This window comes from Ehrlichia ruminantium, assembly GCF_009728835.1.
In the GTDB taxonomy this organism is placed as follows: Bacteria; Pseudomonadota; Alphaproteobacteria; order Rickettsiales; family Anaplasmataceae; genus Ehrlichia; species Ehrlichia ruminantium_B.
The window spans coordinates 474,757-497,698 of sequence record NZ_CP033455.1 but is presented as its reverse complement, the minus strand read 5'-3'; the positions used below and the strand labels follow the sequence as shown (position 1 = coordinate 497,698).

The window sequence follows — 22,942 nt, the reverse complement described above, 5'->3', positions numbered from 1 at the left end:
AAATGTATCTATATGTAGCTACAGTAAAAATATCATGAATATCTATAATATATTAAATATCCTACCCTTTTTTATCAATAAAACACATATCAAAGTATAACTTATATATGTTATAACTTTTACATATTTGTTAATCTATAAAAATCAATATAATAAGAGTACACAGTTTCTGCTATTTACAAGTACTAGTACATTTGCATTATCATACATATAATTTATCCAGTACATGATCAACATAAAATATACTATGATACAACAAGCAATACAAGCACTAAAAGATAACCAACTTATATGCTTTCCTACTGAAACTGTTTACGCATTAGCTGGAAATGCCTATGATACTGAAGTCATACAAAAAATATATCAAATAAAAAACAGACCTTATAGCAAACCAGTATCACTACTATTAAGTAATATAGATCAAATAAAACAGTTTTCTAATCTTACAGAATACATTATTCATATAATACAACAATTATCACCAGGATCTATTACTTTTGTACTACCAATTCATAACTATGGTAAATTACCAAAACAATTTTTTTATAATAAGATTGGAATACGTATTCCAGATCATCCTATAGCCTTAGAAATTCTAAATAATTTTGACCACCCTATAGTAGCAACAAGTGTTAACATCTCTGGACAACAAGATGCAATCCGTGCTGATCAAATCCCACATGACATAAAAAAACACATTGCAGTTACAATAGATGACAACAGACTAGTTAATGGAATTGTATCAACAGTAATTGATTTAACTTCATATCAAATCTTAAGAAAAGGTGCAATAACAGAAGAAAGAATTCAAGAAATACTAAGGAAAACTAATGTCAAAATAACGTAAAAACATCATTTTTTCTACTAAAAAATTTATGTACTTAAATAACATATAACTAATTAATATTATCTAACATACTACACAGGACATAATACAAATATTACATATACAACCACGTAAATTATATATTTTTAAAGTCACATTACCTTTTATTGCTATAGTAATACATTTAAATATAATAAACTCATACAGACACAAAATACCTTATTAAAGTCACTAACATTAAATATGCGATAAATCTTCTATATAAATTCATTGATCACCACTAGCAAGATTGTATAATATAAGTTGATTTAAGTATTGAACAAAAAAATATATAAAAACTTCAAAATACAAAATATTAATGAATATCAGTATTTACAAAAAAAATATTCATACCATACTTAAACAATGCTTATATGTTTATAATCACATACAACATGTAACTATCTTTCAGTAATTAATGTTATAAAATATAGTAGAGTATATAAAGTCTTAACAACATACAAAAACCATGAATACAATTATAGGACACGAGTTAGCAAAGCATACTTTAATCAGTAATCCTCAAATACAATCATGGTTATTTCACGGAAGCAAAGGTATTGGTAAAGCAACATTAGCATATTATTTTGCACAACATATAACACAATTCACAGATTTCAAATGCTACAATCCCGATATTTTAACTATCCATGATAATGAAGAGATAATAGGTATAGAAAAGATTAGAAATATAAAAAACTTTCTACACTTAAGTACAGCAAGATCTAATCACAAATTGGTAATTATAGACAGTATAGATAACTTAAACATTAATGCTACAAATGCAATGTTGAAAATCTTAGAAGAACCACCCAATAATTCTATAATAATTTTAATTAGCCATAATTTACATTCTGTACCAGTAGTAATAAGATCACGATGTTTTACATTAGGCTTATCAGACTTAAATACTGAAGAAACCCAACAAGTATTAAAAATCACATACCCAGACTTAGATCATAAAAAAATAAGCCATATTTATCCAGGTACACCAGGAATGGTAAATCAAGACATTACAGAAGAAATCCACTTATATGAAAACCTTATCGCAGTAATTTCCAAAAAATGTAACAATCTAACAGTAGAAGAGATCATAACGACTGATATTACTCTCTATAAAATAGAACACATACTACTTACAATTATACTAGACATAATAAAAGAAACATTAGGTATTACAACAAGTTTAAGCACTAATCACAACTTAATATGTACCATAAAAAACAACACTCACACTGAACTACTTCTTCCAAAAATATCTCAAATCCAACACTTGATATTTTCTATCAGAAAATTCCAACTAGATAAAAAGGCATCTCTACTAAAACTAGTTAATATATTAGCCAAATTACTCAATTAGCTCAGATTTCTTTATCTAAAGTAATCATAGTATATACTATATATAGTATATACTCAAATACCTTATCCCAATAAAAAATATATTAGACTCATATAAAAACTATCAACATACTTGTAGTCACTATAATATACTACACTTAAAACAAGCTTATTTTGATATAAATTAGTAAAAATTATTATTAATTTACTAAAATAAATCATAAATAACATCATTATCTACTAAAAATTGCACATTAATTAACCATGCTTTAAGTAATAGCAATAAATTTAGTTGACTATATCAACTAACCTAATATCCTAAGTTCATGTTCAGTTATGTAAAATTAGGAGTTAAGTTATGAGTAAGGATATGGTAGTGAGAACACTGATGGCAGAATTAGGGTTAACAAAAAAGACATCAAGTCAAGCATATGATCTAGTAATGCTTAATATCCAAAATGCATTGAAAACATCTAATTTAATCAGACTGCACAATGTTGGAACACTTCATGTAATTCAATGTGCAGAAAAGAAATATCACAACCCAAAAACTGGAAAGCTAGAAACGCTATCACCTAAGAAAAGAGTAAGATTTAGATCCAGCAAGAAGCTTTCAAATTCTATCAACTCTATAGAGGACTAGAGATGACCTTCTTCATTTTATAAATAGAGGTACCTATTCCATGTAGCACAGCTTCACAAACTAAGAAATGTCCTATGTTAAGTGCTGATATGTATGGTACTCTCGCTATAATAGCAGCACTTTGATAATTTAGGCCATGCCCTGCGTGGCACTCTATGTTATGTGTGTAGCAGTGTTCTGCCGCCTTTAGGATTTTATCAAGTTCACTCTGTGTATGATAATTACAGTATGTACCTGTGTGCAGTTCCACGTTGTCAACCGCTAATCTTTCTGCATAATTGATTTGGTTGATATCAGGTTCTATAAATAATGTAACTTTGATATTATGATGATGTAACTCTGCAACAAAAGGAACTAAATAAGAGAACATATGCTCCACATCTAACCCCCCTTCTGTTGTCAGTTCCTGTCTTTTTTCTGGAACTAAACAAACACATTCTGGTTTCACTGCTATGGCTATATCTAACATCTCATCAATTGCAGCAATTTCCAAGTTTAATGGTACATTCAAACTATTTTTTAGTTGAAAAACATCATCATCTCTTATATGTCTACGGTCTTCTCTTAGATGAACAGTAATAAAATCTGCACCATTAGCTACTGCTATATTCGCTATCTCAACAAGATTAGGATACTCAGTATTTCTGGCATTACGCAATGTAGCAATATGATCAATATTCACTCCTAAAGCAATGCTTGACATCAAAACCCTCTTATATATCTATGGCTGTACAGCACATTATATATTACCAATAAAGTCTTCACACAAGCACTATATTTTTAAAATTGTATGCCCTGATTGCGAAAAAACTAAGATATTACAATGACCTAATACAGAAAGATCTATTCAGTATACATAAATATTTTATAAGATACCAAATAATTATTTCTGTAACCTTAAATTCAAAAAAATTGCCCGTCATTAGAAACATTGGACAACGTATATATTATTTCCAAATATTTTGTAAATGACGTTTAAATAAAAAAAATACTAGTAGTGAAAAAGACACAGTTTATAATTTGTATACAATAACCTCTTAAAAAAACAGATACACATTTTTATCCTAATACAAAATATACTATACATTAGAACACTACACTTTCTTTAAACTATATCCTCTTATTTCAGAAGATGATATACTATAAGTTCGTAATCTAATAAAACTCCACCCATATTTACTATACATCAACAATTGAGGATTTACAAAATACATATTCCGCATATAACTAACAAATGGAGTACCAAAAAACCTATAAACATACCCTGTACGTTCAAAAACTATAATAGGCAATAATTTACAAAAATCTCTCCACCTATACCATAAATGAAATGCCAAAAGATTATCAGACCCCATTAACCATATAAAATTAATATGCTTAAACATACTTTGTAATTTCACTACAGTATTGTAACTATAACACTCTTGTACCTTTACAATCCTAACTCTTCTATAACCTGAAATTAATTTAGAGGACAACACAGTTCTCTCATGAATATCGTATCCTCCATTAAATTTTAACGGATTCTGAGGTACTATTAACCACCATACCATATCTAATTTAAGTCGCTTTATAGATTCTCGTGTAATATACATATGACCATAGTGTGGTGGATTAAAAGAACCACCTAATAATCCTATAGTTAACCTTTTTAACATAATAAATTTTTATAAAAATATTCTTTATATATACTATAATAATATGTGTTAGGCTTAGGTTTAAGTACTAATAAATAAAAGATTTCAAAAACAATAAATTTATTATAAAGTTAATCACTGCTAAATATAGCATTTTATATATAAATAAATTATATTGTTATTGTATCTTCATGAGTATGGTATTATTAATAAGTTTGTTGCATAATAGGTGAGCAATCATGCTTTATATGTATTTAACAATGTTGATTATATAAACATTTTATCTACAGCTATGATCAGCATATTAATTAAGAAATAAATATATGTTTTACACTGAACGAGATATTAAAAGTATATATTCCTCTGCAGGTTCCCCATCTATAGAATACATCTTATCTCTAATGAATCAATCAAATGATCATTTGATGCAACGCCAGGAAGAGTTAAAAAATCAGTTTACAGAACATCAAAAAGCAAAACTAGCAGAACGTGGTAAAAGCAATGAAGAAATCCAACAATATCTTTCACATCCCAATTTTTCTAGAGATATAGAGCTTCATAGCCAACAAATGCTTAAAAATGAAATAGTAAACACTTTGCACAATGATGCACATATAGGAGATAAAGTCAAAATACTCACCAGATGTATAAGAAAACTACCTGAAAATAAAAAATTATTAATACTCAAAGGAATATATAGACTTGCCTTTTTAAATGAAATGAATCAAACAATGCAAGACATGTCTGATCAAGACTTCGAAGCATTTGTTAAGGTAGTAATAGTCTGTAGTCATCTAAAATCAGACACAACTGCATTACAGAAACAAGCAAAATTAGAAGAAGCCATAGCTGCACATAAACACGCAACATCTAGCGGTTGTTCACTTGAAGATGTAGCTAGAGAATTAGAGAAAGCAACAGGAATAGATATAAACAATCCGCTTAGTTCCATTAAGAAAAAGCTTAACTTTGGTAAAAAAACAGAAGCAAAACAACACCTAGAATCATTAGATGAAATATTAATATCTTCATCAGTCAGTCCAATATTAACTTGTTCTTTTTTCCTTCTTACAGCTCTCACATTAAGTATGCCAGGTTTAGGAGGTGCATTATTACCAGTCTTTACCATAGGTGTTGTTGGTAAAAGTGTATATGGAATAATTACACATGATAAATACAAAGAAGGAACTATACACTGTCCTTTTCCAGAAAGTATGACATACCAACCCTTAACTCCTGAAGGAAGTAAAAATTATACCGCTATGTTAGAAGAACAAAAAAGTAGACAAACCAGCACTAAACATCCACAAGATACTTCAAGCAAACAAAAATAACTCAATTATAATCATCGATATTCCCATCCAAAGTGTATATTACTATAATATCAGTATATACACAAAAGCATATAATATACTTAAAGAAGATATGTTGTGTTGCTTTACACATGAATATTCATAATACTTTAATATGATAATTAATATCGTACTGCAGGCTAACTCTATTATTAGCACAGTATACTATCAGGTAAACTATCTTACTTATGTTTATCGACTTACTATCAATACAATACCTAGTATACAGAAGAAACCAAGCAACAATAGACAATAAATTGATCCTACAAATCTACCTTAACATTCTATTAAGTAAATTAATATCATCTCTTAATTTACTATCTGTATCCATTAACTTCTCTATTTGCTTGACAGCATGAATCACTGTAGCATGGTCTCTTCCACCAAAACTCTTACCAATTTCTGGCAAACTTTTTTGAGTCAATTTCTTCGACAGATACATAGCAATTTGCCTAGGCCTAGCTAAAGTCCTTAACCTTCTAGTAGAATACATATCAGATACTTTGATGTTAAAAAACTCAGCAACTTTCTTTTGAATACATTCTAATGTAACTGACTTGTGATTTGCACGTAACAAATCAGACAAGATATCACTTGCTGTATCTAAAGTAATACTACACCCTACTAATGAAGAATGAGCTACTACTTTATTAAGAGCACCTTCTAATTCCCTAATATTAGATTTTATATTCTTAGCTAAAAACTCCAATACTTTATTTGGAATGTTAATACCCATTTTTTCAACTTTTAATTGCAAAATACCTAACCGCAATTCAAAAGTTGTTTCATTAATATCAGCAACTAATCCCCATCCAAGACGTGATTTTATTCTCTCTTCAACCCCGTCTAAATCACTAGGTGATCTATCAGCAGATATAACCAACTGCTTATTTTGATCTATTAATGCATTAAAAGTATGAAAGAATTCCTCCTGAGTACTATCTTTACCACTAATAAATTGCACATCATCAACCATCAATATATCCACTGAACGAAACTGCTCCTTAAATAACATTATGTCCTTACTTCTCAATGCAGTAACATACTGATACATAAATTTTTCTGCGGAAAGGTAAGCTATCTTTCTCTTTGAACAAGATTTGATAATATACCATGCAATAGCATGCATTAAATGAGTTTTACCTAATCCTACACCACCATATAAGAATAAAGGATTACTACCAGATATTGGGTTGTTAGATTCCGCCACCCTTCTTGCAGCAGCAAATGCCAGTTCATTTGGCTTACCAACTACAAAATTATCAAAAGTAAACCTAGGATCTAAAGGAGAACTCACATGATCACAGTTACTTTTAATTCCCTTATCTAGCCGATCTTTAACATCTACCAACAAACTAGTATCTTGATTGCTAGCAACACAAATATCTACAGAACAAATACTTTGATCTTCATCTTGCCAACATTTTAAAATCTGATCTAAATAATGAACCAATATCCACTCTTTAATAAATCTAGTAGGAGCAGAAAGTAACACCTTACCACCTTCAGTACTGACATACAGTAATACACTTAACCAGCTATCATATATAGCATTGCCATAAAATTTATGTAACTTACTTTGAATGCTTTTCCAAATTACATGGCTACTAGATTGAAGTCCATCTTGTGGATAATTTTCTAAAATTTCAGTACCATCATTATTCATATAGTCAATCCAAAACTACAATCATAACCCACAACTATAATCTTACTAAAACCCTGTCTAATAAAAATTACAATTGCCTGCATTATACAATAGAAAAATAAACTCATCTATCAATTATTCATCAATATACTAAATTTATAATAAACATAATAATACTCAAATTCTCAATATAGAAAACAATAATTCTTTACAACAATATCCAGTAAATCACATATGAATAATAAAAGAACCAACAAAAGAGCAAGAAAAACACTAAACACAGATAAAATATTATAATAATAAAGCATGGAACTACTAATTAATACAACCCCTTATTATTTATTTCCTTCAATATAATGAATGTCTGGAGCATCTATTGCTTTCATTCCTATAGCATGATAACCACTGTCAACATACAAAATTTCCCCAGTGGTACCTTTGCCTAAATCACTTAATAAATAAAGTGCAGCACCCCCTACATCTTCTATTGTTGTATTACGCCGTAAAGGCGAATTATATTTATTCCATGTCAATATATAATGAAAATCACCTATTCCTGCAGATGCAAGAGTCCTTACAGGACCAGCAGAAATAGCATTAACCCTAATATTTTGAGAACCAAGATCAACTGCTAAATACCTAACACTAGCTTCTAAAGCTGCTTTGCACACACCCATAACATTATAGTGAGGCATTACTTTTTGAGCACCATAATAGGATAATGTTAATATACTACCACCATTACACATCATTTTTTCAGCCTTCTTAGTAAGACAGGTAAACGAATAACATGATATATGCATAGATGTTAGAAAATTTTCTAATGATGTATCAACATATCTACCTTTAAGCTCATTTTTATCAGAAAAAGCAACAGCGTGTACTAAAAAATCTATACTTTCCCATTCTTTACCTAAGAGAGCAAACATTGCATCTATAGATTCTTCCTGAGATACATCACATTGTAATACCAACTTTACTCCTATAGATTCAACTAAAGGATCAATTCTCTTCTTAAAAATATCAGATAAATAAGTAACTGCTATATCTGCCCCATGCATAGCTAAAGTTTTAGCAATTCCCCATGCTAAAGACTTATCATTGGCAATACCAAGAATTAATCCTCTTTTCCCTTTCATTATATTACTAGCAATCACTCATATCTCCTTATTTTAATTATTCACTTTCCCACAATACATAACTAGCAAGATTACATAAAATACAACAAAAACTTTAAGATGCGGGAGAGACGAGATTTGAACTCGCGACCCCAGGCGTGACAGGCCTGTGCTCTACCACTGAGCTACACTCCCGATAAGCATAAGATATATAATGCTAGTCAGCATTATATAAGTTGTCAACAAAGTTTCATTGATTTAACCAAATTTCTAGATTTTCAACCTCTTAATAATATATAAATATCTAACTTCAATAATATCAATTAAATACCTACCACAAATTAAGTAACATCAAAATACTTTTTTACATTACCAGGTATTATATTTATATAATACCTACTTACAATATCTGATAACAAATACATGAAAATAAAACCCAAAAATTTTCACTATAACATCTTAAATTCAAACATACACGATATAATCCAGAAGAACTTTAGAAGTTAAAAATAGACATTATACTAACTACTAAAACAACAACATAACACTCTTACTTAAGATAGTATTTATCTTCAAGCAACATAATGATACACAGATTATTCTTGTAGCTTTTCTTTAATAATAGAATTAACTAATTCAGGATTTGCCTTGCCTTGTGTTTCTTTCATGACCTGTCCTACAAAATATCCAAACAACTTTTCCTTACCTTGCTTATACTCAGCTACCTTACTTTGATTATTTTTCAAAATATTGTCTACAACTACAGATACTGAATCAACATCATCTAACTGTCTTAATCCATGTTCATTCACTATCAATACAGGTGATTTACCTGATTTAAACATAATATCAAATACTTGTTTTGCTATTTTACCAGATATAGTCTTATCAACTATCAGATCAAGTAATTGTATCATATCTCTAGCCTTAACTGAAGATTCATTTATAGTAATTCCTAATTTATTCAATCTAGCAAAAAGTTCACCTATTATCCATGATGAAGCAAGCTTTGCATCATGTTTTTGTACAACTTCTTCAAAATACTCAGCAACATCTTTATCTGCAGATAAAATATCAGCATCATATCTATTTAATTTTAAATCATTGATATAACGATCTTTTTTCTGCATAGGTAATTCTGGCAAAGATAATCTGACATCAGATATATATTGATCATCAAGTTTTAATGAAAATAAATCAGGATCTGGAAAATATCTATAATCATGGGCATCTTCTTTATTCCTAATAACTCTTGTTTCTCCCGATGTAACATCAAACAATAAGGTATTTTGCGTAATTTGTTCTCCATTTTCTAAAGCAATAACTTGTTTATTCGCTTCATACTCTATAGCTTGCATAACATAACGAATAGAATTTAGATTTTTTATTTCAGACCTTATACCTAACTTACTACTACCAATATTCCTAACTGAAACATTTGCATCACAACGGAATGATCCTTTCTCCATATCTCCATCACACGTACCTATAAAACGCAATATCATACGCAGTTTTTTTAAATATTCTGCCACTTCTTCAGTAGATCTCAAATCTGGTTCAGATACTATTTCCATCAAGGCAACACCAGCTCTGTTAAAATCAACATAAGTTTTCCCATATTCATGAATACTTTTTCCAGCATCTTGTTCAAGGTGGATCCTAGTAATACGTACTTCTTTACCATCAAGGTCATCTAAAATAACCTTACCCCCCATTGCTATAGGATAATAAAACTGTGTTATTTGATATCCAGAAGGTAGATCTGGATAAAAATAATTCTTCCTATCAAAAGCAGAATAATTATTAATCTGACACGACAACGCAAGTCCAGTTTTTACTGCTTGATAAACACAGTATTCATTTAGCACAGGTAACATACCAGGCATTGCCACATCAAAGAGTGATACTTGCGTATTAGGTAAAGCACTATAAGTACGTGCTGAAGCACCGGAAAACAACTTGGAATTAGAAATTACTTGTGCGTGTACTTCCAAACCTATCACTATTTCCCAATCAGATGTCTTTCCTTTTATAATTTTCATAAGAATATATTACAATCCAAATAATGTATGTTAAATCAACGCTTCAATAGTGACAACACTTCTTTTGAACAATTAATCTTCCTATTTACTAGATAATTTTCATAGTTATCATCTATTTTAGATAGCTCATAATGGTAATTCACCATGATACCCATAGAAGAATTCAATCCCTTCTCTGAAGTATCAGCCATCCAATTTAACTTTTTTATAATTGCCCCATTACTCAGATGAAAGTGTGCTACTGGATCTAAAGCCTTATCATTATTCTTAGATTCCACCAAGTAATAAGCACATAATCTAAGAAATAAGTTTTTTAAATCCTGAGACAAGCCAGAATACTGTTTTTCATTAATATGAGAGATTATCTCATCTACAGGCATAGTAATTTTAAGGTCAGTCAAAAATCCAACATCACCTGAAGTCAACGATTTCATAAGCCATTTAACAAAACCAGGTATAGGTGACAATGTTGCATAAATCTTAATATTCCGAAACTCCTCGGATAATTTACTTACAACACGTTTTATTAAAAAATTACCTAAACTAATTCCAGAAAGCCCTCGCTGAGTATTCGATATTGAATAGAAAATTGCTACTTTCGCATTCTTAGGATCTTTAGGAGGAACATGAGAATCAAGCAACATCTGTATACTACTAGTCATTTCATCAACAAGTGCCACCTCTACAAAAATTAATGGTTCGTTTAACATTTTATAATGAAAAAAGGAAAAACACCTACGATCTGAATCCAATCTATCACGCAAATCATCCCATGAAGAAATTGCATGAACTGCCTCATATAAAATAAGCTTTTCTAGCAAAGAAGCAGGAGAATCCCATGTAATCTGATGTAGATCTAAAAGCCCAATATCAAACCAATAAGACAAAATATTCCTTAAATCCTTTTCTAAAGAAAAAAATGACTGCTTACTATCTCTCAACTGCATTACATCAGCTCTCATATCAACAAGAAACTTTAAACCATCTGGTAATGAAATAAATTGCTTGAGTATGCGAAATCTAGGAGATTCAAGTACCCCCATTAATTCAAATTCAAGTTTTCTCTTTTCATACCCATCTATTTCACGTATATAATCCCTTATTTTATCATCTATTTCATTCCTATCAGCACTAAATTTCTCTTCCAACAACTTAAAAAATACTGTTTTACCTATATCAGACAAATTAAGATATAAATTACCAAGAGATATAGTATTATACCTAGCCTTAATTTCTCCACCTTTTGGACTCAAACATTCTTTCATTTTCTCATAGAGATTGCTGATATCCTGATCTCTGGTCAAGTCTTTGTTAATACTGCCAACCCAAGATAATATTGTATCAGCCATCCCACCCATAACTTTGAATACATTATCTATTGTCTTATTTCTTATTGTTGGTAATGAGTTATCCATTCGAAATCCTACTTTACAACATAGATACGTAAAATAACATCATTCTCTATCGTTAGTCTATTTTTTAAATACAAAATAAAAATATTGACTGATTTATTAATAAAATACGATAATGACAGTCAGTAAGCTTAGAGTAAGAATATAACTATGTCCACTATGGGTATTAATAAAGTAATTCTAATCGGTAATTTAGGTAAGGATCCAGACATTAGAGTAATGCAAAATGGAAAAGAAATGGCAAGTTTCTCTATTGCTACATCTGAAAGTTGGGTAGATAAATCATCAGGCATCCGCACAGAAAAAACGGAATGGCATAATATAGTAGTATTCAACGAAGGACTAGTAAAAATCATTAAGAACTGTATACGTAAGGGAAGTAAGGTATACATTGAAGGATCACTCAGAACAAGAAAGTGGACTGACCAGAATAACATTGATCGTTATACAACAGAAGTTATCCTACAAGGATTCAATTCAGCATTACATATGCTAGATTCTAAGAATAATACGACAGACAATAATTCAGAATCTGAAGAATATACTAACGAAGGATTTAATAAGTCAGCCTTTCAACATAATTGTGACGACGTTATTATCGATGATGAAATACCATTTTAACTAACATGTTGTAAGAAAGGCATACTTTCTATGCATTTTAAGTTGTAATTAGCAAGAAATGTGCTCATTGCATATTAAGTAAAATAAATTATATATCTTATGGTGATTGAAATATAATAACTAAGTTATTACTATTGCATATTTAGTTGTTGCATTATCCCAAATATATTACTTAACAATTTTTATTTTAGTTTTGACTTCTTTACATAATACGAAGTAGGTAGATTATTATAATAAAGAATATGTTGTGTTGATTAAACATTTATTCAATAAACCACTACCCAACACAAATCTAAAACATCTAATACAAATTATACGCAGTATGTGTCCCCATCAAGCGCCCTATTTTACAGTTTGTTTTTCTTCTTATATACGTTCATATCTCATACATTACGATTTGACCTTGTGCATTACATTTTATACAACATTTTGAATTACAGAAACCTTCTTAATAACTAAAATAAACTATTACCTGATAGATATAATAAGACAAAAAAATCACAGATATTTGTTTCTATCATCACAAAATTTGGCTAATTACTATTACAAGCTTTAATATACAAATACAATAATAAAAACAGTATAAATCCTGAATATAACACATCAAATATTAACTAACTAAAACAGAATGATTCACAAATCAGTTATAAAAACAAAAGTAACTATATAACAGATAATAGAGAATAAAATTTCCTATATAAATATGAGAACACGTAACTTAACAATACTACAAGCACACTTCTTATTTACATATACAATACCTATACTTTCAAATAAGTAGATTTCCACATATAGTCATATACCCTATATATATCTAGGACAAATAAACACTATAATTACAAGTAAAATTCAACATAATAAATATCAAGGAGATTCACAAGCATATCTAGAATAAATACCAATAATTAATTATCTATATACACTTTCATATTCTATTACTTTCTCATGTGTTTTAAGATAATAAAAACTATACAGTGAAATTATCGCATAAAAATTTATACAAAATATAGGAGCCATAGTTAGTTGTAAGATATCAGATAACCATAAAAACATCATAGGAGTAATTGCACCACAACACCCTATAGCTATACTATAGGATATAGATAATCCTGTCTGTCTTACATTAACTGGAAACAAAAGCATTAATAAAGCAAAAATAGGAGTTGAACACATACCCAAAGAAAATGCTATAATAAAATAAGTAATGTAAGAATCAAATCCAAGAAAATATATAATAGGTGACATTAAAACCACAAAACAAATTTGAGAACTTAATGCCACAGTTGTTGGCTTATACACTACACAAATCATAGCAAAAATTACCCCTGATATCAAAATTGTTAAAATTAACAATACATAAATAGCCATACTTACCTTTTGCTGAATACCTAGAAATACAAAAAACATATAAAATAAAGAATTACAAAAAGGTATACTAAGAGCTGTAGCTAAACAGGGCTTTTTATAATGGAGTATTACATCTAAAATTGGAACCTTAGAAATTTTTTGTTGCTGTTTATATTCTAAATATTGCCTGCTTTCTTGTATAGAATTACGCAAAAAAGGTAGAGATATAGACATTATTAAGCCTACAAAAAATGGAATTCTCCATCCCCATGAATAAAATTGTGTTTCTGGAATAAAATAATAACAAAACTTAAATATAAAACATCCCACTGCACCACCAAGTATAGAAATCAAAAAGTGTCCACCCATAGAAAAAGCAATATTACGATTATTCTTGACATTCTCTGTCATTAGCACTATACAACCAACCTCACCTGCAAAAGATAATCCCTGTAAAACACGAAATACAATTAATAAAATAGGTGATAATATTCCTATAAGCTCAACCTGAGGTAAAAAAGTAATCCCCCCTATTGATATAATCAGCAACGTTGCAGAACTAAACAAAGCAATTTTTCTTCCAAACTTATCCCCTATATACCCAAATAATAATGAACCAAATGGTCTTACAATAAAAGCTATTGCAAATGTCATAAATGACAATACTACAGCAAATTCCTCAGTAAGATGTGAAAAAAATATTTTACCAAATATACGGCTAAAATTTCCATAGATCATAAAATCATAGCATTCTATAAAAGCACATATTAGAACAGATACCGTAGGTTTAATATTAGAGAATTTTAACATTTTCACATATATTTAATATAACATACATGTCTATAACCCATACTTGAATCTGTCAACTAATTTATAAAAAGTAAATTTTTCACAACAACTCAACCTATACTATACAAGATACGATACACTAAAGTTCATTAAATATGCTGATGTATAGTAACTATAACACACACTAAAATAAGGAAAGACTGACTTATAACAAATAATATAATTACACGTATATTTCCATATTGTAATTATAACATCTTCTATGATTACAAATACTCACATGTTAGCTTTGTTACAGAATTTAACATCTTACACATTTATAACATTCTTCAGAAATGAACATACTATAAAAATATCACACATAACAACGTATTTCTCTTAAATTTATATAACGATTTTATTTAATTAGAATACATGACTTGCAACACTTATAATAAAAACCCCATATTAATATCAACAAACAACTATATTGCAAGACTAATAGAAGTGTCTAATATACATAAATACACATTATTAACCTATATTTTCCTTGTATATTTATAAACATATTGTTACTAGCATTTACAAAACACTATACAAGTACTTATACATTCATTAATAGTACATCAGCATACTCATTAGTTCTCTAATATATTTAATGTACAACTAAAAGATATATTTATAAGTCAGTATATCTAAACTCATTACCAGAAACAGTACTATAGTTATTATATGTTACTATATACATTTAATAAAATTATAACTACTTATTAAAATAATAAAATAGAATCACCATCCACAGTAATCTTTACATACACTATATATTAATAGTCAAACTAAGTATATCAGCATATATTGCAAATGATACATAATACTTACAATAATATAACAATACACTCAATATGCTGTACAATATACTTACATACCTAATTTAATAGATATTTAAGAAATACATATTATCCACACAAGTAACTTCTACTGATATGATTAAATCAATTAATTTTATATTCTATCAAAACCAACATATTTTGAATCACACAATAATTGACCAACTTTAGCACTACAATATCTATCATAACTATACAACATTCTCAAACATGTTACATACTTACACATATCATTTTGCTTTCACAAATTCAGTCCATTTGAGTTATTTTATTAATAGGATCATATCATCAGTATCACTACTAGGTAATACAACATCACAATTAACATGACTTAATATAACACCCAAATACCTATTCTAACTAGTATAGATCCACAACAATTTAGTATTTACCACAATAACATTATGTAATAATAAAATTTTAGCTAGTCATTTTATTTCCCACAATATAACCATCAAATCACCGGTAACAAACACCATGTATAAAAACACATACTGCTTTGTATTTAGCCATCCGTATTGGTCAACTACCTGTTCAATCATACACATAATTAACAAGTTACAATTAAAATATGTTATGGAATTCCAAACCACTTAATTAAACACGATACATATCAAAGACGTTGCCATAACTTAGATACCAAATCAATTATATGTTAATTACATACTACTAAATATATAACCCTCATAAATTTATTAAACTCACATATAAAAACCCAGTACTTAGATAAAGTAATCTAGTAAGGAACCGATACATTACTATGCCGTTGTGTTATAACATTATATCTCTTTAAGAAGAACAGTGACCCCAACGCTAATAATGAACATCCATCCAGATAAAATATAGGAGATATACTTAGTCCCGTTACCTCTGTTAACCACAAGCAAATCGCAGGTGCAGTACCACCAAATACTGCTACTGCAACACTGTAAGAAAACGAAAAGCCAGTTTGCCTTACATTAACTGGAAACAAAAATATCACTACAGACAATATAGGAGTAGAATATATTCCCAAAGAAGCTGCAAAAATAAAATAAGTCACCAAAGACTTAAATCCAAAATAACACACTATTGGAGATACACAGGTAATAAATAATATTTGAAATATTATTGCAACACTTTCAGGCTTATACCTCTTATATAGGAAAAAAGAGATTAAACCACAAACTAACACTGTTAACGTTAAAAAACTGTATGTAATAATACTTACTGGCTGTTGAACATTTAAAAATACAAAAAACATATAAAATAAGCTATTACTCGATCCAACAATACTACATATCATTATAAAAAACTTTTTATGATATAGTACTATATCTAATACAGGAACTTTAGAAATTCTCTGGCTATTTTTGTAATGTAAATATTGAGAACTTTCCTCTATTGAACGACGTAAAATAGGTAACATCATAGCCATAAATAAACCAACAATAAAAGGAATCCTCCATCCCCAAGAATAAAACTCAGCTTCTGGAATCAAATTATAACATACCTTAAAAATAAAATATCCAGCTGCACCTCCAAGTATAGCTATCATAAAATGAGCACATAACATCAATATAACTTGATCTTTTTTAACACTTTCAGCTATCAATACAATTGCACCAACCTCACCACCAAAAGATAAGCCCTGAAAAGTACGTAACAGTACTAATAGAATTGGAGATAATATACCTATAGAATTAAAGAGAGGTAAAAATGCAACCCCTCCAACAGAAACAATCAGTATAACTGCAGATATAAACAGAGAAATTCTCCTACCATACTTATCCCCAATATATCCAAATAATACTGACCCAAAAGGTCTCACAAAAAAAGTTATTGCAAATATAACTAATGCTAATATTAAAGACAAAGTTTCACTAATATGAGAAAAAAATAGTTTACTAAATACGCGACTAAAATTTCCATATAATAAAAAGTCATAACACTCGATAAAAGCACATAAAAGCACTGCTAATGCTGACCTTACACTAATTTTAGATAACATACACAACTTACACATGAATAATTTTAGAGTGTAGATTTCTTGAATAACTATGTCAATATCTCACAACAATTACATAAATTATTCAGACAAAACAGTGACATTTTTACATGATATTATAACTAATTTTAAAGTTTTCTATTTTGGCTAACTTTATCGTTATATAATTTAGTAGATATTTATAAACATATTGTTAATTATATAAAGCTTAGGATAAATTTTTTATTTTTTTACAATAGTTACACTACAAAACTGCATTATTGAACATGAATCACATAAATTCATTTACACCAAACTAGAATTAATAAGAAAATTTAGCAATGATAATTACTAATATGATATCCCTAATCAACAAATTACCATTAATGTATTATGTTCATATTTTGCGAAAATCTAAGAATAACTAAATATCACTAATTAATTCAGCAAGCTAGTCTCACTAATACTAAGAATATGTACATACAACATTTACAATATCATTATTTAACATATTTACTAAATTAACAATTTATAAAAGTTAATAACAATTTTTAACACATATATATAGTATATACACGTACTAAACAAACATTTATTAATATATTTATTAATAAAGGGAATATATAGTAACTTAAGTAAACCAAATTAATTAAATATATATTGATAGTACGCAATAAAATTATTAAAGCTATCACCAGCTATAATATAAGTTGAATATACGCACTTACCCATTTTAATTTGATTTAACGTCAGATTCTGATATATGTATTATCAGAAATGTAATAAATCAATACTATTGCAATCAGAAATTTCTTAAAACTAAATATATACTTTTATTATCAATACATAACTATACTTAATATTCATTTCTTCCAAACTTGCAGCTCATTAACTTACTCAAATCAAATAAGTATTATCTAGCATTCCCCACAATTAACATTAAATAATGTCATATAAAATATGTTACTTGTGTTAAGGAAATTTAAAGTATAATAATTAATGATTTTAATAAATAAATTAATAATTTACTTTACTAAACAACGTTGTATTACGTATAATGAATAAATTTATTAGGATTTCTATGAATAAAACATCTTCTATATTTTTATTTTGTGCAATATTTGTTATTCTAGCTACAACTCTTTTTGCTTACTTTTACTTCAGAGAAAAACTTAATGGTATGCCACTTCTTATTGGTATTTATACTTTTTTAGCAATAGAAGGCATATCTCTAATTTTCAGCTTTATAAATCTTATAAAACACAGAAAAGGAATATGTATCAAGTATGATAGCAAAGATTTAATTATCAATACAGATAAGCAAAATGTCATATTTATAGAAATGCCACAAGATGAGTTATATAAGATAGAACCAGATTGCAATATTACAAATCTTGTACAACATACAGGTAATATATATGATTGCTCTACATATGTCTCACAAAATCATGGGTTCTTATCTCCAGAAACAAAATACAAACTAAATAATACTACTAATGTCAGTATATTAACATGCCAAGAAGATTTCCATGATATTAGAGGTACTTCTGGATTATGTATTGTAGTTAAAAATAATCCTCAATTAGCAGAATTAACACAACCAAGTTCTTTATCTATTTCTTATAATAGTAAGAAAAAGAATACAGCATTATTATCACTATTCTCTCCCAGACTTTATGGCCATAATAACCCAAAATATTTTTATTCTGCCTTACAAGATAAAGCCATACCTATTGAAAGTCTAGGTAATTCTGAATGCACTGTATACGATCACGTAGTATCAAACATTTTAAGTACACTCCCTACTGAACACTCTGACGATAATTCTTGGTTTGAAACTGGATATGGTAAGATTGCTATTAGTTTTTTTACAAAATTTAGCATACAAGACATTTCTACCTATAAAAAACCCTTTGAACCTGCAATAACAGAAGCTTTACAACATAAAATAAAACGTGTTCAAGAATACATCAGTAATATGACACAAGAACAATGTACAGATGAATTCAACAAACATGTATTTAGTATAATCAAAAACATACACACTAGTACATCACTTAAGACAACTCAGTACTCATTTTTGCATTATAATCGTCATGTAAACATAAGAGAACGCATTTGTGATCTTATATATTCTGATATCTATGAACACCCATTATACAGATGTATCCATATTATTGCTGTACAAAACTGTGAAAACAATGATCCAGATATGGCAACAAACCAATTTATTATAAATATATTTAATACAGCAAATATTCACCTCGATACTCAACCTATCACGCGTTTCATTAAAAATCCTGATACTTTAATTACACAGGATACTAACATTGAAAATGAGGATTTCCGTAGAGCAATATATGAGTTGCTAGGCAACAAACAACAAGTAAGTTTTCGTGAACTAATTAAACTCGCAAGAAACTATATGATCAACCGTTATTCAGAACATATGAAATTTTATACAATAGATACATCGGATATAGAGCTAGATATAGACTACGTAACTATATTGACTCCTGAACGCGCAATAACACACAATAATACAATAAATGACATTGATTCTGTTGAAGAACATAGCAGCACAACAAGGTTAATTCACGATTAATTAGCTTAGCATTTATCCTTTTTTTAGTCATACTATAAATATATAAATAATGCTTAATATTAATTAACATATTTCAATACTAATCATCTAGGGCTCAATAATGTTATCAACAAATGTATATAATGGACATTTTTACCTATAAAAACTGTACATATATGTTCATTATATACAACTATTTTACACTATCATATTTAACATATGATTTGCTATTACTGTAATATTAGTGTTATTAATATATATAAACATGGAAATGCTTCCAGTAGCAAATTACATAAAAAGTACAGATACATCTATAGGCAATACTTTTATACCTATTCTGTATGGATAGAGATAGAGAATCCGTATAAGTTAAGAAATTTACTATTTCCTTATTACAACACACTACTTTAATAACGTGAGTATAATACCTTTTGTAAAAAAATATCAATTAATATATTAAATTTCTATTTATTACATCATAACATCAAAAATTTTTTTTATAGTTGTGATACATTATAATAACAAAAATTAGAAATATTATGTACTAAATATATTACATTACTAACGTATCTTTTCAATAATGGAGTTATAGAGTTTTATGCCATGGTGGTATTCTGAATAATTTTCATACAGTGTTCATAAATATAACACGTACTTTTTATTAACAACATTAATTATTCATATCAATACTATATTCCTTATAATTCTCAGAATATAACACATAAACCATATTTGTAACGCATGTCTTTTATAACAATATATCAGAAACATACAAAGACATATTTACTATTATACAAATACCCACAAACACACTATATATTTTTACAGAAAAATTAATTTATAAATCAATAGGTATATTACTTAATAATTTTCACATATACCTAATTAATAATCTGGTTATACGTACCTATTTTACTCATAACCTTTAAATCAATTGCCAATTCAATGTATAAATTTAATGATATAAAAATTTATTTTAATGTATATTAATAAAATATTATTAATTTTTTATATGATACTAATTTTTTTTATGATAGCATATAAAACATGAATTAATTAATAGACTTTTGCATAATTATTATGAATAAAAAAACATCTGGTATTGTACTTTGTATATTAGCGATAGCTTTCGCAGTAACTTTGACATCTTACTTAAAATTTCAACAAAAATTTAACAACCTAGCTTCCTTGAATGGAATTATTTTTCTCTTAGTAATATTAGGTTCATTGACTTGTGTAGCTCTAATGCATCTTATAGAACATTATACCAAAGGATTTCCATTCAAACGTTTTAGTAGGAACGAAGCTTTAAATATTAACACACAAAACCAATCTGCTATTCTTATACACATGCCACCCAAAGCACTACCAAGTATAGACTGTAATTCTAATATTCTTAACCTTTTTACGAATTATAAAATATACAATAGACAGCATACCCTTAACATAACCTATAATGCAGGACTATTAAATTATAAGAGACGTAGATATAATAATGTTCAAGGAGTATCACTGCTCACTAATGAGCCAAGTATTGAGCAAGTGAAACAATCTCCAAATGCTTCAGGGATACTAATAACCCTTAAATCTAATACTTTGCATACACAAACCGAAGGAAAAGAAATACTCAAATACAAGACAGTGTTATACCAAGATAGAACACTATTCCTTTATATCTCCTATATTCACTCCTACAATCCTGAAGACTATTTTGAAATACACAATGACATAAGTTTACATAATCTTCTAACCAGTCACATTATTAGCAGTGAACACCCTAATGCACGTGTATATGACATTGTAGCATTAAAACTTTTACAAGCACATTCTACACATGACATTGCAACATCAATGGCTTCAGAGTCAGAAACATGTCCTACAACAACAATAAACCCTGAAGATCATTGGTTAAATACTCAAAATGGCCAAATTGCTTTAACTTTCTTCTCAAAGTTTCCTTATCAGAAAATTTTAAATGCTGATGACTTAGCTATCACCCTCACAAAAGAACAAGATAGAAGATTAAAACACATTCTAGAATATATTCAAAATAATAATATATCACCTAGTCATCAGATTAACAAAAAACACATTAAAGGAATCATTGAGCTCATTCAAGATACACATCTTCGTATGTCTTATGATACAAATCACTATTCTTGTCTATGGAAAAACCGCATGAGTACAGAAGGCAGATTAATTCTAGAGATACTAGAGGAAAATATTCATAAGGATAAAGTTTTTCAATGTATCTGTGCTATTGCTTCCATCAATAAGCATAATACTCATCAAACAGATAGCAGAACAAATACCATTATTAGTCACATGTTGTTAAAAGTAGACTCACAAATTAACTGTATACACATTCTCATGAACAATGTTGACAAAAATACTGGACTAATTTACCGTGATAAACTTGAGGTTGACAATATACATGTTCTTAACATGTTACATATATTATTTAATAAAGAGGATCAATGCTCCATTCCTGAACTTATAAAACGTGCTAGAGAACATGTATCACACTTTTGTGCACAATATATGAGATCTTATATTACAAGAACTATAAGCATGGATCTAGACGTAGACAACATAACATTGTTATCACCCCAAGAACAAGAGAAAAGTGCAGAACCATCTACCAATATAACAACAAACAGAGATAATAACCAGCAAAGGCACTTATTAACTCAACAATCTGCATAGTAAATTCACTC

General features: G+C 28.5%; 15 protein-coding genes and 1 tRNA gene. 7 read left to right on the top strand and 9 right to left on the bottom strand.

All coding sequences use genetic code 11. The features are described 5' to 3' along the window. Positions 1 to 226: 226 nt before the first annotated feature. The 3 genes from EDL80_RS01600 to EDL80_RS01590 all read left to right on the top strand — a co-directional run bounded on the left by EDL80_RS01600 (position 227) and on the right by EDL80_RS01590 (position 2,846). On the top strand, positions 227 to 847 hold the full coding sequence (locus tag EDL80_RS01600) for an L-threonylcarbamoyladenylate synthase (protein ID WP_230957613.1): 621 nt from the start codon (positions 227 to 229) through the stop codon (positions 845 to 847). A 487-nt stretch (positions 848 to 1,334) separates the two neighbouring features. Then, positions 1,335 to 2,225: an AAA family ATPase gene (locus tag EDL80_RS01595; protein WP_158406461.1), complete on the top strand. Its 891-nt coding sequence runs from the start codon at positions 1,335 to 1,337 to the stop codon at positions 2,223 to 2,225. A gap of 336 nt (positions 2,226 to 2,561) precedes the next feature. Continuing rightward, positions 2,562 to 2,846 carry an HU family DNA-binding protein gene (locus EDL80_RS01590; RefSeq protein ID WP_158406460.1) on the top strand — a complete coding sequence of 95 codons (285 nt, stop codon included), beginning with the start codon at positions 2,562 to 2,564 and terminating at the stop codon, positions 2,844 to 2,846. Here the strand turns inward: EDL80_RS01590 and EDL80_RS01585 are convergent. Beyond that, the gene (locus tag EDL80_RS01585; RefSeq protein ID WP_158406459.1) at positions 2,833 to 3,549 is read right to left on the bottom strand and encodes a pyridoxine 5'-phosphate synthase; all 717 of its coding nucleotides are present in this window, start codon (positions 3,547 to 3,549) and stop codon (positions 2,833 to 2,835) included. The two genes, EDL80_RS01590 and EDL80_RS01585, sit on opposite strands and share 14 nt — an antisense overlap. A 391-nt stretch (positions 3,550 to 3,940) precedes the next feature. Continuing rightward, the gene (locus EDL80_RS01580) at positions 3,941 to 4,504 is read right to left on the bottom strand and encodes a nicotinate-nicotinamide nucleotide adenylyltransferase (protein ID WP_158406458.1); all 564 of its coding nucleotides are present in this window, start codon (positions 4,502 to 4,504) and stop codon (positions 3,941 to 3,943) included. 302 nt (positions 4,505 to 4,806) lie between these two features. On the opposite strand from EDL80_RS01580, the gene EDL80_RS01575 reads away from it, so the two are divergent. Beyond that, the gene (locus tag EDL80_RS01575; RefSeq protein WP_158406457.1) at positions 4,807 to 5,817 is read left to right on the top strand and encodes a hypothetical protein; all 1,011 of its coding nucleotides are present in this window, start codon (positions 4,807 to 4,809) and stop codon (positions 5,815 to 5,817) included. A gap of 289 nt (positions 5,818 to 6,106) precedes the next feature. Here EDL80_RS01575 and dnaA read toward each other — a convergent pair whose 3' ends face one another. The 5 genes from dnaA to EDL80_RS01550 form a co-directional block, all read right to left on the bottom strand. Next, positions 6,107 to 7,501 (bottom strand): chromosomal replication initiator protein DnaA, encoded by a 1,395-nt coding sequence (gene dnaA / locus EDL80_RS01570; protein ID WP_158406456.1) that lies wholly within the window; start codon positions 7,499 to 7,501, stop codon positions 6,107 to 6,109. A 314-nt stretch (positions 7,502 to 7,815) separates the two neighbouring features. After that, positions 7,816 to 8,619: an SDR family oxidoreductase gene (locus tag EDL80_RS01565; RefSeq protein ID WP_158407088.1), complete on the bottom strand. Its 804-nt coding sequence runs from the start codon at positions 8,617 to 8,619 to the stop codon at positions 7,816 to 7,818. 102 nt (positions 8,620 to 8,721) lie between these two features. Beyond that, positions 8,722 to 8,793: transfer RNA gene (locus tag EDL80_RS01560), tRNA-Asp, on the bottom strand. 401 nt (positions 8,794 to 9,194) lie between these two features. Then, the gene (gene gatB / locus EDL80_RS01555) at positions 9,195 to 10,640 is read right to left on the bottom strand and encodes an Asp-tRNA(Asn)/Glu-tRNA(Gln) amidotransferase subunit GatB (protein WP_158406455.1); all 1,446 of its coding nucleotides are present in this window, start codon (positions 10,638 to 10,640) and stop codon (positions 9,195 to 9,197) included. Between the two features lie 35 nt (positions 10,641 to 10,675). Further along, the gene (locus EDL80_RS01550) at positions 10,676 to 12,055 is read right to left on the bottom strand and encodes a malonyl-CoA decarboxylase (protein WP_158406454.1); all 1,380 of its coding nucleotides are present in this window, start codon (positions 12,053 to 12,055) and stop codon (positions 10,676 to 10,678) included. Positions 12,056 to 12,202: 147 nt separating this feature from the next. Between EDL80_RS01550 and ssb the strand changes: the two genes are divergently transcribed. After that, entirely contained in the window at positions 12,203 to 12,673 is a 471-nt protein-coding gene (ssb, locus tag EDL80_RS01545; protein WP_158406453.1) for a single-stranded DNA-binding protein, read from the top strand. A 909-nt stretch (positions 12,674 to 13,582) separates the two neighbouring features. Here the strand turns inward: ssb and EDL80_RS01540 are convergent. Continuing rightward, positions 13,583 to 14,830, bottom strand: coding sequence for an MFS transporter (locus tag EDL80_RS01540; protein WP_158406452.1), 1,248 nt, complete (start codon positions 14,828 to 14,830; stop codon positions 13,583 to 13,585). 1,581 nt (positions 14,831 to 16,411) lie between these two features. Further along, positions 16,412 to 17,665: an MFS transporter gene (locus tag EDL80_RS01535; protein ID WP_158406451.1), complete on the bottom strand. Its 1,254-nt coding sequence runs from the start codon at positions 17,663 to 17,665 to the stop codon at positions 16,412 to 16,414. A 1,057-nt stretch (positions 17,666 to 18,722) separates the two neighbouring features. Between EDL80_RS01535 and EDL80_RS01530 the strand changes: the two genes are divergently transcribed. Together EDL80_RS01530 and EDL80_RS01525 are read left to right on the top strand one after the other, a co-directional pair. Beyond that, the gene (locus EDL80_RS01530; RefSeq protein ID WP_158406450.1) at positions 18,723 to 20,246 is read left to right on the top strand and encodes a hypothetical protein; all 1,524 of its coding nucleotides are present in this window, start codon (positions 18,723 to 18,725) and stop codon (positions 20,244 to 20,246) included. 1,059 nt (positions 20,247 to 21,305) lie between these two features. Then, entirely contained in the window at positions 21,306 to 22,931 is a 1,626-nt protein-coding gene (locus EDL80_RS01525; RefSeq protein WP_158406449.1) for a hypothetical protein, read from the top strand. The last annotated feature ends 11 nt before the right edge of the window (positions 22,932 to 22,942 follow it).

Excerpts from the sequence above, each read along its gene's own strand:
- EDL80_RS01600 (WP_230957613.1), top strand. The coding sequence starts at position 227 with ATGATCAACATAAAATATACTATGATACAACAAGCAATACAAGCACTA.
- EDL80_RS01595 (WP_158406461.1), top strand. The coding sequence starts at position 1,335 with ATGAATACAATTATAGGACACGAGTTAGCAAAGCATACTTTAATCAGT.
- EDL80_RS01590 (WP_158406460.1), top strand. The coding sequence starts at position 2,562 with ATGAGTAAGGATATGGTAGTGAGAACACTGATGGCAGAATTAGGGTTA.
- EDL80_RS01585 (WP_158406459.1), bottom strand. The coding sequence starts at position 3,549 with ATGTCAAGCATTGCTTTAGGAGTGAATATTGATCATATTGCTACATTG.
- EDL80_RS01580 (WP_158406458.1), bottom strand. The coding sequence starts at position 4,504 with ATGTTAAAAAGGTTAACTATAGGATTATTAGGTGGTTCTTTTAATCCA.
- EDL80_RS01575 (WP_158406457.1), top strand. The coding sequence starts at position 4,807 with ATGTTTTACACTGAACGAGATATTAAAAGTATATATTCCTCTGCAGGT.
- dnaA (WP_158406456.1), bottom strand. The coding sequence starts at position 7,501 with ATGAATAATGATGGTACTGAAATTTTAGAAAATTATCCACAAGATGGA.
- EDL80_RS01565 (WP_158407088.1), bottom strand. The coding sequence starts at position 8,619 with ATGAAAGGGAAAAGAGGATTAATTCTTGGTATTGCCAATGATAAGTCT.
- gatB (WP_158406455.1), bottom strand. The coding sequence starts at position 10,640 with ATGAAAATTATAAAAGGAAAGACATCTGATTGGGAAATAGTGATAGGT.
- EDL80_RS01550 (WP_158406454.1), bottom strand. The coding sequence starts at position 12,055 with ATGGATAACTCATTACCAACAATAAGAAATAAGACAATAGATAATGTA.
- ssb (WP_158406453.1), top strand. The coding sequence starts at position 12,203 with ATGTCCACTATGGGTATTAATAAAGTAATTCTAATCGGTAATTTAGGT.
- EDL80_RS01540 (WP_158406452.1), bottom strand. The coding sequence starts at position 14,830 with ATGTTAAAATTCTCTAATATTAAACCTACGGTATCTGTTCTAATATGT.
- EDL80_RS01535 (WP_158406451.1), bottom strand. The coding sequence starts at position 17,665 with ATGTTATCTAAAATTAGTGTAAGGTCAGCATTAGCAGTGCTTTTATGT.
- EDL80_RS01530 (WP_158406450.1), top strand. The coding sequence starts at position 18,723 with ATGAATAAAACATCTTCTATATTTTTATTTTGTGCAATATTTGTTATT.
- EDL80_RS01525 (WP_158406449.1), top strand. The coding sequence starts at position 21,306 with ATGAATAAAAAAACATCTGGTATTGTACTTTGTATATTAGCGATAGCT.